Origin of the sequence: Carnobacterium sp. TMP28 (genome assembly GCF_047553015.1) — a bacterium.
Classification (GTDB): domain Bacteria; phylum Bacillota; class Bacilli; order Lactobacillales; family Carnobacteriaceae; genus Carnobacterium_A.
In genome coordinates this window covers 1,028,129-1,042,127 of record NZ_CP180212.1, presented here as the reverse complement: position 1 = coordinate 1,042,127, position 13,999 = coordinate 1,028,129, and the positions used below count along the sequence as shown (strand labels likewise).

Annotated in this window: 11 protein-coding genes; all 11 read right to left on the bottom strand. The window is 35.1% G+C overall.

Annotation, left to right across the window (positions count from 1 at the left end):
• Positions 1-535: 535 nt before the first annotated feature.
• Complete coding sequence (locus tag ACMHYH_RS05025; RefSeq protein ID WP_414840236.1) at positions 536-1,168, bottom strand: hypothetical protein; 633 nt, start codon at positions 1,166-1,168, stop codon at positions 536-538.
• A gap of 285 nt (positions 1,169-1,453) precedes the next feature.
• Positions 1,454-3,280, bottom strand: coding sequence for a translation elongation factor 4 (lepA, locus tag ACMHYH_RS05020; RefSeq protein ID WP_414840235.1), 1,827 nt, complete (start codon positions 3,278-3,280; stop codon positions 1,454-1,456).
• A 145-nt stretch (positions 3,281-3,425) separates the two neighbouring features.
• The gene (gene dnaJ, locus ACMHYH_RS05015) at positions 3,426-4,571 is read right to left on the bottom strand and encodes a molecular chaperone DnaJ (RefSeq protein WP_414840234.1); all 1,146 of its coding nucleotides are present in this window, start codon (positions 4,569-4,571) and stop codon (positions 3,426-3,428) included.
• Between the two features lie 137 nt (positions 4,572-4,708).
• Entirely contained in the window at positions 4,709-6,535 is a 1,827-nt protein-coding gene (dnaK, locus tag ACMHYH_RS05010) for a molecular chaperone DnaK (protein WP_414840233.1), read from the bottom strand.
• A gap of 53 nt (positions 6,536-6,588) precedes the next feature.
• A complete protein-coding gene (grpE, locus tag ACMHYH_RS05005; protein WP_414840232.1) occupies positions 6,589-7,140 on the bottom strand; it encodes a nucleotide exchange factor GrpE in 552 nt (183 codons plus the stop codon).
• Positions 7,141-7,160: 20 nt separating this feature from the next.
• Positions 7,161-8,198, bottom strand: coding sequence for a heat-inducible transcriptional repressor HrcA (gene hrcA, locus ACMHYH_RS05000; RefSeq protein WP_414840231.1), 1,038 nt, complete (start codon positions 8,196-8,198; stop codon positions 7,161-7,163).
• Positions 8,199-8,563: 365 nt separating this feature from the next.
• Positions 8,564-9,511: a riboflavin biosynthesis protein RibF gene (ribF, locus tag ACMHYH_RS04995; RefSeq protein ID WP_414840230.1), complete on the bottom strand. Its 948-nt coding sequence runs from the start codon at positions 9,509-9,511 to the stop codon at positions 8,564-8,566.
• Between the two features lie 15 nt (positions 9,512-9,526).
• The gene (gene truB, locus ACMHYH_RS04990; protein WP_414840229.1) at positions 9,527-10,444 is read right to left on the bottom strand and encodes a tRNA pseudouridine(55) synthase TruB; all 918 of its coding nucleotides are present in this window, start codon (positions 10,442-10,444) and stop codon (positions 9,527-9,529) included.
• A gap of 88 nt (positions 10,445-10,532) precedes the next feature.
• The gene (locus tag ACMHYH_RS04985; protein WP_414840228.1) at positions 10,533-11,129 is read right to left on the bottom strand and encodes a hypothetical protein; all 597 of its coding nucleotides are present in this window, start codon (positions 11,127-11,129) and stop codon (positions 10,533-10,535) included.
• Positions 11,130-11,278: 149 nt separating this feature from the next.
• A complete protein-coding gene (gene rbfA / locus ACMHYH_RS04980; protein ID WP_414840227.1) occupies positions 11,279-11,626 on the bottom strand; it encodes a 30S ribosome-binding factor RbfA in 348 nt (115 codons plus the stop codon).
• Positions 11,627-11,674: 48 nt separating this feature from the next.
• On the bottom strand, positions 11,675-13,987 hold the full coding sequence (gene infB / locus ACMHYH_RS04975; protein WP_414840226.1) for a translation initiation factor IF-2: 2,313 nt from the start codon (positions 13,985-13,987) through the stop codon (positions 11,675-11,677).
• Positions 13,988-13,999: the final 12 nt, after the last annotated feature.

The window sequence follows — 13,999 nt, the reverse complement described above, 5'->3', positions numbered from 1 at the left end:
GCTTTCAAACAAGCGTTTTCAACTCACACTTAAACTTCCTTCTCTATTATCCAGAAACAACCTCTATTAATCAATAGTTATTTTCATTTAAGTTTTTTTATAATATAAAATGTTTGAATTCTGTTAACTATTTAAACTTAATCGTTTGGTTTCTTTCTATTTTTTTCAGTTTTTCCTTGCTGCTACTAAAGTCACCATACTAATAGTCTAATTTATTCGAATGTACTCTTCACGGCTTAAAAACAACTCTATTTTGATGAGATTTAGCATTTAAACGACATCTACTATTATGGGTAATCATTATAAATTTCATCATTCAAAATCATTAACTCATCTTTTCTAACTCCTTAGTCGATTAACTCACTTTTTAATAGAGGTAGCTTAGCATGACAGCTTTTACACTTCCGCCATGCTCTAATACGACCTTTTCGACTATCTCTAACAATCAGGCAACATGATTGCTTAAAGTACCAATAACTATCGATGGACACGGACTTAATACCGAAAGAGACGTACACCTAAGTAAAATAATCAACTAAATCAATAATATTAGTAGCGTATAGCCTACTGCACCTAATAAAAAACTAACTAAGCTGCTTTCTTTTTCTTCTGGCAACTCTTCTTTTAAAGCATTTAGGACAATTCCACCGATTATAAAAGCCTGTAGGATAGATAAGACAAACTCGTTTACTTCAGTCAATGCACCAATAAGCCAGCCTATTATAGGCGCTACTATTAAAAGATACCTTCCATACTGATCGTATACTTTTACGTGATCTCTTCTGAGTGACCAATCATTTGTTATGAAATGAACACTTAGTGCTAAGAAGTAAAATAGTATTCCATAAGAATTTTCAAATGGTTCTTTAACTAGTAGGTACCCAATAATTGCATTGTAAACGAAAAAGGCACTCATATGAATCCAAAAAACAGATACATTAGCTTTCGTTTTTTCAGTTAATTGTAAATCATTTTTCGTTCTCTTTGCCAACCGTTCTAAAGAGTAGAATAATACTAAGCCTAATAAAGCAATGATGTAAATATGATTTTCTATATTACGCCAGATACTATTTTCTAAACGAACGAGTAAAATTAACTGATATTCGTTTAGCTTAGGTAACAGGTCAACAAAAACATAAGAAACTGCAACGCCACCAGAAAAAGACAAAAATTTACTTCGGGGCGCCTTATCTGCGAAGGACATATATTTTGAGAAATAATGAATTAAGGTAAATCCTATCACACAAATAAAACTAACGAAGAGATTCATTAAAAACATCCTTTCAGATTTACTCAACGTTCTTTTTTTGATGACGAATCATTTTTGAATACAGACAATACTTATTTTATTGCAATAAAAAACTTCTAATAAAGATTTACATTCATCTTTTATTAGAAGTTTCATAATAAAACTATTTCAGTCTCTGCTCTTTTTTACTTATTAAGCAAACCGTTACTTCTCGTCATCAATCTTAAGGACGGACATAAACGCTTCTTGCGGAATTTCAACGGATCCAACCTGTTTCATTCTTTTCTTACCAGCTTTTTGCTTTTTCAGTAATTTTTGGCGACGTGTAACATCTCCACCGTATAATTTAGCCGTTACGTCCTTGCGTAATGCCTTAATAGTTGAACGAGAAAGAATTTTACTTCCAATGGCTGCTTGAATTGGAATTTCAAACTGCTGCCTTGGAATAATACTTCTTAACTTTTCAACAATTGCTTTACCTCGATTGTAAGAAAAATCATTATGGACAATAAAGCTCAATGCATCCACATTTTCTCCATTTAAAAGAATATCCATTTTTGCCAGACGGCTCTCTCGATAACCAATCATTTCGTAATCTAAAGAAGCATAACCTTTTGTACTAGATTTTAACTTATCAAAGAAATCATAAACAATTTCAGATAGAGGAATCTCATACACAACATTGACTCGATTGTTATCTAAATAATCTAAGGCAATAAAATTGCCACGTTTATGCTGAGAAATTTCCATAACCGTTCCTACGTAATCATTCGGAACCATAATATTTGCTTTTACATACGGTTCTTCAATTGACTCAATCACACCAGGTTCTGGCATATCAGCTGGATTTGAGACAACTAACTGAGTTTGATTGGTTAAGTTAACATGATAAATTACAGAAGGTGCTGTTGTAATTAAGTCTAAGTTAAATTCTCTTTCAAGTCGCTCTTGGACAACATCCATATGCAAAAGGCCTAAAAATCCACATCTAAAGCCAAATCCTAATGCTTGAGAAGTTTCTGCTTCAAATTGTAGTGCCGCATCATTTAATTCCAATTTCTCTAACGCTTCACGTAAATCAGTAAAGCGGGATGAATCAACCGGGTACATGCCACAATAAACCATAGGATTCATTTTTCTATAACCAGGTAATGATTCCGATGCTGGATTAGTTGCTAAGGTTATCGTATCCCCAACACGAGCATCTTGGACTGTTTTGATATTAGCTGTTACGTAACCAACATCACCTACCATTAAAAAGTCTCTTTTAATTGGTTTTGGTGAGAAGACACCAACTTCTGCTACTTCAAATGTTTTATTTGTATTCATTAATTTCATCGTATCGCCTGGCTTGATAATGCCATCCATGATACGAACATTTAAAACAACGCCTCGATAAGAATCATAAGCCGAATCAAATATAAGAGCTTTTAATGGAGCGTCTAAATCGCCATCTGGTGCTGGGACTTTTTCGACAATTTGCTCTAAGATATCTTCAATTCCAAGACCGCTTTTAGCACTAGCTAAAACAGCTTCACTTGCATCTAGACCAATAATATCTTCGATTTCTTTTCTAATTCTCTCAGGATCTGCAGCTGGTAAGTCGATTTTATTTATAACAGGGAGAATTTCTAGCTCATTATCTAAGGCTAAATAAACATTTGCTAGTGTTTGAGCTTCTATTCCTTGTGCAGCATCTACAACAAGTACTGCCCCTTCACAAGCTGCCAGACTTCTTGAAACCTCATACGTAAAATCGACATGACCTGGTGTATCAATTAAATGGAATGTATAGGTTTCTCCATCTTTAGCTGTATAATTTAATTCAACTGTATTTAATTTAATGGTTATGCCTCTTTCACGCTCTAAATCCATTGAATCCAGTAACTGTTCTTGCATATCACGGTCTGCTACAGTACGTGTCATTTGTAAAATACGATCTGCTAAAGTAGACTTACCATGGTCAATATGAGCGATAATAGAAAAGTTTCGCATATTTTTTTGTCTTTCAATTAGTTCATTTTTATTCATTTAATTAATGCCTACTTCCATGTTTTATTCCAAAAAGTGTCACTTTAAATTATAACAGTCAAACAGCTTAATTACAATGTTTAGAATAAGTGCTTTAGCCAAAAAGAAGCCTAGAAAATGTTCTAGGCTTCTTTTTATTTATTTTTTATCTTTTTTTAAATACGTCTTTAAGTTTTCCGAAAGTTGACTCATCTTGCTCTGTTACTTCGATGCCACTCTCTTTTGCATAATCGCGCAAAATCCGTTTTTGTTCTGAAGATAAGTCTTTTGGTGTAATAAGCTTTATCTTAACATGTTGATCGCCACTGCCAGCTCCTCTTAAACGTGGAGCTCCTTTACTTTTTAATCTGAAATTAGTACCCGTTTGGGTTCCTGCTGGAATTTTTAATTTAATTTTCCCATGAACCGTTGGTACTTCTATTTCATCACCTAATGCTGCTTGGATAAAGCTAATTGGCAATTCATAGTAAATTTCTGCACCATCTCGATCAAATAAATCACTTGATTTAACACGGAATACAACATATAAATCTCCATAAGGTCCGCCATTTTTCCCTGCTTCGCCTTGACCATTTAACCGCATTTGATTGCCATCTTCGACACCTGCTGGAACGGTTACTTTCACAGAATGTCTTTCTTTTATCCGTCCTGAACCATAACAAGTTGGACATTTCTCTTTAATCTCTTTACCTGTTCCTTGACAAACATCACACGTTTGACGAGTCATTACTCGGCCAAGTGGTGTATTGCGTGCTACGTTCAATGTTCCTGAACCCTGACATTTCGAACACGTTACTGGGTGACTTCCTGGTTTAGCTCCATCACCATGACATGTTTTACATTCTGCTTCTCTATTGTATTGAATCGTCGTTTCTTTACCGAAAATAGCTTCTTCAAATTCTAAGTCCATTCGATATTGTAAATCTTCACCTTGTCTTGGAGCATTAGGGTTAGCTGTACGACCGCCACCACCAAAGAATGATTCAAAGATATCTTCGAATCCACCGCCGTTGAATCCGCCGCCGCCAAAGCCACCACCAAAACCGCCACCACTATTACCAAAATTAGGATCAGTACTAGCATGTCCGTATTGGTCATATGCTGCTCGTTTATTGCCATCACTCAAAACTTCATATGCTTCAGTAATTTCTTTAAATTTTGCATCTGCATCTGCTGCTTTATTTATATCTGGATGAAATTGTTTTGATAGTTTACGGTAAGCTTTTTTTATTTCTGGATCCGTAGCACTTTTTGATACACCTAAAATTTCATAATAATCTCTTTTTGCCATACTATCCCTCCATCGCCACAAAGATAATTCTTCATAGAATACGATTACTAAAACTCAACTTTAAGAGCATATCATATCTAGAAGAAAAAGCCAAAAGCATTTTGCCTTGGCTTTTTCTTTATCATCTTATTTGTTGCTTATTTATTGTCATCTACTTCTTCAAAATCAGCGTCAACAACATTGTCGTCTCCTGGTTGGTCAGCTTCTGGTTGTTCTTCAGATTGAGCTTGTGCAGCTTGTTCATAAAGTTTAACTGTTAAAGCTTGAACGATTTCATTTAATTCATCACGTTTAGTTTTCATAGCTTCTAAATCATTTGATTCAACGGCTGCTTTTAATTCATCACGCACGCCTTCAGCTTTTTTAACTTCTTCTTCGTCTACTTTTCCTTCTAATTCAGCTAACGTTTTGTCTACTTGGAACAACAATTGGTCAACTTCATTGCGTAAATCAACTTCTTCTTTACGTACTTTATCTGCTTCAGCATTTGCTTCAGCATCTTTAACCATACGCTCAATCTCTTCATCAGAAAGACCAGATGATGATTTAATTGTAATGGTTTGTTCTTTTTGAGTTCCTAAATCTTTTGCACGCACGTTAACGATTCCGTTTTTATCGATATCAAATGATACTTCAATTTGTGGAATGCCACGAGGAGCTGCAGGAATATCTGTCAATTGGAAACGGCCAAGTGTCTTATTATCTGCAGCCATTGGACGCTCACCTTGTAAAACATGTACGTCAACTGCAGGTTGGTTATCTGCTGCTGTTGAGAATACTTGAGATTTCGTTGTTGGAATCGTTGTATTTCTGTCAATTAATTTTGTAAACACACTACCCATTGTTTCAATTCCTAATGATAATGGTGTAACATCTAGTAAAACGATGTCTTTAACATCACCCGTTAGAACACCCGCTTGAATAGCAGCTCCCATAGCAACTACTTCGTCAGGGTTAACTGATTTATTTGGTTCTTTGCCTGTTTCTTTGCGAACAGCTTCCACTACTGCAGGAATACGAGTAGAGCCACCAACCAAGATGATCTCGTCTACTTCAGAAGCAGAAAGACCCGCATCTTTTAGAGCTTGACGAACTGGATTTTTTGTACGTTCTACTAAATCATAAGTTAATTCATCAAATTTAGCACGTGTTAAGTTAATTTCTAAGTGTAAAGGTCCAGCTTCTCCAGCTGTAATAAATGGTAAACTGATTTGTGTTGACGTTACACCTGATAAATCTTTTTTAGCTTTTTCAGCTGCATCTTTCAAACGTTGAACGGCCATTTTATCTTTTGATAAGTCTATGCCATTATCTTTTTTAAATTCTGCTGCTAAATAATCAATAATTTTTTCATCAAAGTCGTCTCCACCTAAATGGTTATCTCCAGCTGTTGAAAGAACGTCAAACACGCCGTCACCTAATTCAAGAATCGAAACGTCAAAAGTACCACCACCAAGGTCAAATACAAGTACTTTCTCTTCTTTATCTGTTTTATCTAAACCGTATGCTAATGCAGCTGCAGTAGGCTCATTGATAATTCTTTCTACTTCTAATCCAGCAATTTTACCAGCATCTTTAGTTGCTTGGCGCTGTGCATCGTTAAAATAAGCTGGGACAGTAATAACAGCTTTATCTACTTTTTCTCCTAAATAACTTTCAGCATATCCTTTTAAATATTGTAAAATTGTTGCTGAAATCTCTTGAGGCGTGTATTTTTTGCCATCAACATCAACAGTATAACCAGACTCACCGATGTGACGTTTGATTGAGCCAATTGTATTGGGATTTGTAACTGCTTGACGTTTTGCAACTTCCCCTACTTGCATTTCTCCATTTTTAAATGCGACAACAGAGGGCGTCGTTCTATTTCCTTCTGGATTCGCTACAATTTTAGCTTCTCCACCTTCTAAAATAGCTACTGCTGAATTTGTTGTACCTAAGTCAATACCAATTATTTTACTCATCTTTAATTACCCCTTTTAGTATAGTTTATTTTTTACTTTTTAATTTTGAGTGTTTATTGAGCAACAATAACCATTGCTGGTCTCAAAACTCGATCTTTTAAAGAGTACCCTTTTTGAAATACATTTACAACTGTATCGGCTTCTTGACCTTCTTCTAAAGGTGCTGTTTGTATCGCCTGATGATAATTTGGATCAAAAGGCTGATTCAATGGGTCAAGAACTTCAATGCCTTCATTTTTTAAAGCTACTTTGAAGGATTCCATTACCATCTCTAAACCTTTTTTCAAGCTTTCACCTTGATCGTCTGTAACTTCAATAGCTAAAGCACGTTCTAAGTTATCTATTACCGGTAATAACTCGGTAGCTAGTGATTGAGAACGATACTTAGCAGTATCTTCTTTTTCTTTTTGATTTCTTTTTCGTATGTTAGCTAGCTCCGCTTGCAAACGTAGGTATTGATCTTCTTTCTCACTTAACTCATTTTTCATTTTCTCTACTTCATCTATTTCCTCTGTAATTTCATTCTCTTGAGATTGAAGTTCTTCAACCGTTTCAAGGGAATCTTCACTGATAGTATGATTTGTTTCTTCTTGATTTTCAGTCATCCTACATCGCTCCTTTTTGATTAATCTTCCATCGAATGGTAGTAATCAATTACTTTTTTTGAAAGCTCATTTCTAAAAACATCGACTAAGCTAATCATTTTTGAATATGGCATGCTAGTCGGTCCTAACAAAGCAATCATTCCTGTTCCATAACCTATAACGTTATAGCTTGCAGTTATCAAACTAAATCCCTCAAATCGTTCATCATCTAACTCTTGACCAATCTTTACCTCAATTCCACTCTGAGGAGGCGTTAATAAATGTGCTAGGTCATGTTGATCCTCCATTAATGAGTAAATCAATTTGAATTTTTCAACATTCATTCCATTAGAATAGTCTAGCATATTCATTCTTCCTCCAACATGTATCTGATCGCGTCCAGCTTGCAGAATAAAGGTGTCAAGTGCTGAAGAAATACCTGCTGCTGATTTAGCATATTTATTTATTAATGCAGGGATTTCTGTCTCGAGTTTTTTAAATACTTCGATTAAGGTATGACCCACTAATCGTTCATTAAAAATAGTCACCATTTTTTCTAAATCTCTAGGCTGGATTGTTTTCGGTAAAGAAAACATCTGATTTTGTACATGCCCTTTATCTGTTACTAGTATCACCATTACTTTATTTTCAGTTAATGGGACTAATCTGAAACCAGTCAGTCGACTATCTTTTAACTCAGGTCCCAGAGAAATAGCAGTATAACTAGTTAATTGAGAGAGCAGTTCAGCAGATTGAATAACAATTTCATCTAATTGGTGGTACTCATTACTAAATGATTTTTTAATTGTGATTAAATCTTTTTGCTGAACTTCTATCGGGTGAAGAAGATGGTCAACGTAAAAACGATACCCTTTGATTGAAGGGATCCTTCCTGAAGAAGAATGAGTTTTTTCAATGAACCCTAGCACCTCCAAACGAACCATTTCATTGCGAATAGTAGCTGAACTATAACTTAACCCTGCTTCATTCATCAATGTCTTAGATCCGATTGGGGTGCCATAATTTGTGTAGAGAAAAATGATGGATTTTAATATGAGAATTTGTCTTTCTGTCAACATAATAAGATCACCTCTTTATTTAGCACTTAAGATAGCTGAGTGCTAACACAAGTATTAATTTACCAAATATATTGATACCTGTCAACGATTATTACTTACTTTATGTAAAAAAGTTAGTGCATGATTTATTTTTGCTACTAAAGTCTTCATTTACCTTTGAAAGACTACTCCTTTAAGAGTTGCACTAATTTATTTAGTCAAACACTTAGTCATCTTATTAAATAAACATACTGTTATAGTGCACCTATTAACCAACTATCTAAGCTCTGATTGCATACAAATAGGCTCAACACTAAGATTTTTATCCTCTCAGCATTAAGCGTATTTGGTTTTAATTGTGATCAATTGTCTAGACTAACTGATTCTTACTTGTTTCCTGCTTGAAAGAACTGTCTTGTATCTTCTTCGTCTTTTTTCAACTGGGCAATTAAGGCTTCTACAGAGTCAAATTTCCATTCCCCTCTGAGATAATGTAGCCAAAAAACGGTTACTTTTTCACCATATATATTTTGATTGAAGTCTAATATATATACTTCTACAGTTAAAGGACGACTTTTCTCGAATGTAATATTGTGTCCAATCGATGCCATTCCTTGATAACGCTCATCGCCAACCAGTATTTCAACAACATAGACACCAATAGCTGGTAGACGTATATCTTTTACTACATCAATATTAGCTGTCGGAAATCCTAATAACCTACCCCTTGCATCGCCATGAATCACGCGTCCAGTCGCTTCATAAGTGTAGCCTAATAAATCGTTCGCTTCTTCTACATTTCCACTATCGATTGCTTTTCTAATTCGAGTAGAACTAATTTTAGCATCATTTGTTGATTGCTTTTCAATTACACTAATATCAAATCGATTTCTAGCGTACTGTGGTAAGTGCTTCATAGAAGCAATTTCTTTTTTCCCATAAGTGTAATCAAAACCTGCAACAACTACTTTTGCATTTAAGCCGACAATGTACGAATCAACAAATGTTTGAGGATCTAAAGATGCAAAAGAAGAAGTGAATTCTATCTCATACAAAATATCTACACCTAGATCTGCCATGAGTGCTTCTTTTTTTTCTACGGTAGATAAATAAAGCATATCTTCAGGTGCTACTTTTTTAAAAACAATTGACGGATGCTGATTAAAAGTCATAACAGCTAGTGCGTACTTATTCTCTACAGCTAATCGTTTTGCTTGATTAATAACTTCTTGGTGGCCTTTATGTACACCATCAAAAAAACCTAAAGCCAAAACGATATTCTCTGAAGGAATTTGGCTTTTCGTATAAGGGTGACGCAGTTTAATAATTTCCATGATAGAAAAGCTCCTTTACTGAAATGATCGTAATCCTTTTATTGGTTTGACGAGACCTTCTTTGACAGGATGTTTGCCATAGATACTCCAAGCTACCTTTTCATACATAATAACTAATGGATAACTAGCTTGCTCACCAAAAGTATTAGACGGCAAAACAGCTCCATTTTTAACTTTGTTCCATAATTCTTCGTCTATTTCAACCGAATCAAGCTCTTTTATCCCATATTCTAATGGAAATAATTTTTCTTGAATTGTTTGATTAGCCATTTCTTCAGCTACCTGTGCTAAAGTTAAGCAATCTTGCGATTGAAATGTTCCGCTTGAAGTACGAGTTAAATCAGACATGTGCGCAGGATAACCTAAAGTTGCACCTAAATCTACGGATAATGTTCTTACATACGTACCTTTGCCACAGTCCACTTCAAATCTCCAAGATACTGTTTTTTCATTGTCATCAAAAATTGGATTCGTTGTTCGAATAAATCTCTTAATTGTTGCTTTCCTACTAGGCCTCTCAACGGTTTCACCTGCTCTTGCGTATTCATAAAGTCTTTTTCCATTAACTTTTACAGCTGAATACATTGGTGGAATTTGAGTGATAACACCCTCCATGTTAGCCATTGCCTGATCAATTTCTTCTATTGAAAGCAGTTGCTCTACAGCAACACGTTCAACAACTTCACCACTTTTATCTTCGGTTGTAGTTGAAAATCCTAGTGTAATCTCTCCAATGTAGCTTTTTCCAGTTTCCATCATGTACTCAACTACTTTAGTCGCATTTCCAATACAAATGGGTAAAACACCGTCAACATCAGGATCTAACGTTCCAGTATGACCTATTTTTTTTGTTTTTAATATTTTTCTAAGCTTAAAGACACAATCGTGACTTGTCATTCCACGTTCTTTCCATAATGGAAGAATACCATCCAATATCAATCCCTGCTTTCTTTTTTAACTTTATTCTTTCATTTAAGTTCTATTAAGATAAAGTGAATTAACAACTATAAATGCTTTTTTATTACCTAGTAACAACAATAAATTCTTTTTCGCGCATGTCAAAAAGCAAGTTATTTTTCATGGCTACTTCTAAGTTCAATTCACGTCGATAATTTTCTTTTTTTAATTCATCGCCATCCCAGCAACTATACAACTCAATCTTATTTGACTCTTTAAAATAAGTCGTTAAGAAAGATAAAAAGCCCTTTTGTTGAGTGTCATTTACAGATCGAGCTTCATCCATCATTTTATAGTAGTCTGCTACATCTTTTGTAGTAAAACCATCTGGAACTACCGTGTCGTTTTCAATAGGTTCCCATACTGGAAAATCTGTTGTTTGATAGACATAAGGCGTACCAAAGTGTTTTAAAATATCACCTGATTCAACTAATTCTAAAATTTCAAATGTTCCAACAATTTCTGCTTCTTTATCATAAAAGACAATTTGATTCATCGTTAAAGCTTCATTATCCGTTTGAGTACGAAGGTAAGACAAAACCATTTCATCCGTTACTCCTGCGTCTAACGTATCACGCGCAATTAAGGCAACAATATTTGGGTCTTGTGGTGGGCGAATAGCTAGTTTTTTTTCTACACCGATATATGAATATAAACTCATTAAATTAAACCTCCAATTTTTTTGAAACTTTCTTCCGATATATTATTGTGCTGTTTTAAAAAATAAAGGCTGAGACAATTGTCTCAGCCCCTTATTTATTCTCGAATAACGATATAAAAGGTATTTTCTGACTACCTTTCTTTTACAGATTATTCTTTATTTAAGTTACGTAACAATTCGTCAATTCGGCTACCGTACAAGACGGATTCATCAAGAGAAAAAGTTAATTCAGGAGTTTTATATAACGTCAATCGTTTTCCTAATTCTCTTCGAATTAATCCAGTTGCTTTATCTAAGCCTAACTGAACAAGTTCAAGATCTTTTTCTTTTTCAGATAAAATACTATAGTAAATCGTTGCTTGTTGCAAATCCCCAGTTACCTTTACTTCAGTAATCGTGACATTTGAAACACGTGGATCTTTCACACGTTTGACCAGGATGTCATTCACTTCTTTTTGAATTTCTTGAGCTACACGCCCAGTTCTAAAATTTGCCATAATATTGCCTCACTTTCATCATTGTTTACTTATTTATAGAGCAAAAAATTATTTGCGTTTAATTTCAACCATTTCGTAGGCCTCAACAACATCGTCTACTTTTAACTCATTGTAATCTTTAATCATGAAGCCACATTCAAAGCCTTTTTTGACTTCTTTTGCATCATCTTTAAAGCGTTTCAAACTAGCTAATTCGCCTTCAAAAATAACGATATTATCTCTGATCAAGCGAATACTACTGTTACGAGAAATATGACCGTCTGTTACAAAACCACCAGCAATTGTTCCAACTTTAGAAACTGCAAATGTTTCACGAACAACAACTTGTCCAGTAACTTTTTCTTCATATTCTGGATCTAACATGCCTTTCATCGCTGTTTCAATTTCATCAATTGCGTTATAGATAATGCGGTGCAGACGAATATCTATTGTTTCTTGACTTGCTTGTTCTTTAGCTTGTGGTGTTGGTCGCACGTTAAATCCAATAATAATGGCATTACTTGCTGCTGCTAAAGTAACATCACTCTCATTGATAGCTCCGACTGCTGTGTGGATGATTTTAACACGCACACCTTCAACCTCAATTTTTTGCAAACTAGAAGCCAAAGCTTCTGCTGAACCTTGTACATCTGCTTTAATGATAACATTCACTTCTTTTATTTCTCCATCTTCTAAACTTGAGAATAAATTATCTAATGTTACACGATTAGTTACTAGACGTTGGCTAGCCATTGCTTTTTGAGCACGTGTTTCACCAACTGCACGGGCTGATTTCTCATCTTCAAAGACAACAAACTGATCGCCTGCTTGAGGTGCGGCATTTAAACCAGTGATTTCTACTGGAGCAGATGGTCCTGCTGTTTTAACACGTCTTCCAAGTTCATTAACCATTACTCGTACACGTCCGTAAGTATTTCCTACTACAATTGGGTCTCCAACGCGTAGCGTTCCTTCTTGGACAAGTAAAGTAGCAATAGGGCCCTTACTTTTATCTAAACGAGCTTCAATTACTGAACCCAACGAAGCCCTCTTAGGATCAGCTTTTAGATCTTCTACTTCTGCAACTAATAAAATCATTTCTAACAATTCGTCTAAATTCTTAGCAAATTTAGCTGAAATTTCGACAAAGATTGTATCTCCACCCCATGATTCTGGTATTAAACCATATTCAGTTAGTTCTTGCATCACTCGTTCTGGATTAGCTGTAGGCTTATCAATTTTATTAACCGCTACAATAATCGGAACTTCTGCAGCTTTTGCGTGGTTGATAGCTTCAATCGTTTGTGGCATAACTCCATCGTCAGCAGCTACAACAATAATGGTGATATCTGTAACATCTGCACCACGAGCACGCATAGTCGTAAAGGCAGCATGTCCAGGTGTATCTAAGAAAGTAATTGTTTTACCGTTAGATTTCACTTGATAAGCACCAATATGTTGGGTAATACCACCAGCTTCGCCTAAACTAACTTTTGTATTTCTTAAAGAATCTAGCAAAGTTGTTTTACCGTGGTCAACGTGTCCCATGATTGTTACTACTGGAGGACGTGTTGCCAGATTTTCTTCTATTGTTTCTGTTTCAAAATAAACATCTAAATCAGATACATCTACTTTAACTTTTTCTTCTGTTTCAATTCCATACTCTGCTGCAAGAAGTTCAATAGCTTCTTTATCTAAGCTTTGGTTCAAAGTTGCTACAACGCCAAGTAGGAATAATTTCTTAATAATTTCTGCTGGTTCGCGGTAAATTTTCTTAGAAATATCTGCTACAGTCATTCCATCAGTGTAAACTAAAACATCTGGTAACTCTTTGAATTTACGCGGAACTGGAGGTGCTACTGGTTTTGTTTCTCCACGTTTGCCTTTTCTCTTACGTTTGTTGAACCCACCATGAGTACCTTGTGCTCCACGGTATCCACCGCGTTTTCCACTTGTTCCGGTAGTCGTTTTTTGCTCCATTGGATTAGTTGTACGTTTTACTATCGGTGCTGCTTTCTTTTCAGCTGGTTTTGCTGCTGGACGACTAGTTGTTGAAGTCGGCTTTTTACTATTTTCTGTTTTAGTTAGTGGTTTTGATTTTGTTTCAGGTTTAGAACTATTATTGGATTGATTCTGTTTGTTTACTATACCCTTACCGCCTTTTTGTGTTGTGTTTTTTTGTGTTTCTTCTTGATTTTTCGTTGTAGCTGCATTCGTTTTTTTGTTTGCAGCAAATGTTTCATCTAACATCGTAACTTGTTTATCTTCCATTGAAGATAGATGATTTTTATAGTTAAAACCTAATTGATTCGCTTTTTCAATCACTTTTTCAGTAGGTAAATCGTGTTTTTTTGCAAATTCAAATACTCGCAAATTAGCCATTTTAATAACCTC

Excerpts from the sequence above, each read along its gene's own strand:
- infB (WP_414840226.1), bottom strand. The coding sequence starts at position 13,987 with ATGGCTAATTTGCGAGTATTTGAATTTGCAAAAAAACACGATTTACCT.
- ACMHYH_RS04985 (WP_414840228.1), bottom strand. The coding sequence starts at position 11,129 with ATGAGTTTATATTCATATATCGGTGTAGAAAAAAAACTAGCTATTCGC.
- hrcA (WP_414840231.1), bottom strand. The coding sequence starts at position 8,198 with ATGTTGACAGAAAGACAAATTCTCATATTAAAATCCATCATTTTTCTC.
- grpE (WP_414840232.1), bottom strand. The coding sequence starts at position 7,140 with ATGACTGAAAATCAAGAAGAAACAAATCATACTATCAGTGAAGATTCC.
- dnaJ (WP_414840234.1), bottom strand. The coding sequence starts at position 4,571 with ATGGCAAAAAGAGATTATTATGAAATTTTAGGTGTATCAAAAAGTGCT.
- dnaK (WP_414840233.1), bottom strand. The coding sequence starts at position 6,535 with ATGAGTAAAATAATTGGTATTGACTTAGGTACAACAAATTCAGCAGTA.
- lepA (WP_414840235.1), bottom strand. The coding sequence starts at position 3,280 with ATGAATAAAAATGAACTAATTGAAAGACAAAAAAATATGCGAAACTTT.
- ribF (WP_414840230.1), bottom strand. The coding sequence starts at position 9,511 with ATGGAAATTATTAAACTGCGTCACCCTTATACGAAAAGCCAAATTCCT.
- rbfA (WP_414840227.1), bottom strand. The coding sequence starts at position 11,626 with ATGGCAAATTTTAGAACTGGGCGTGTAGCTCAAGAAATTCAAAAAGAA.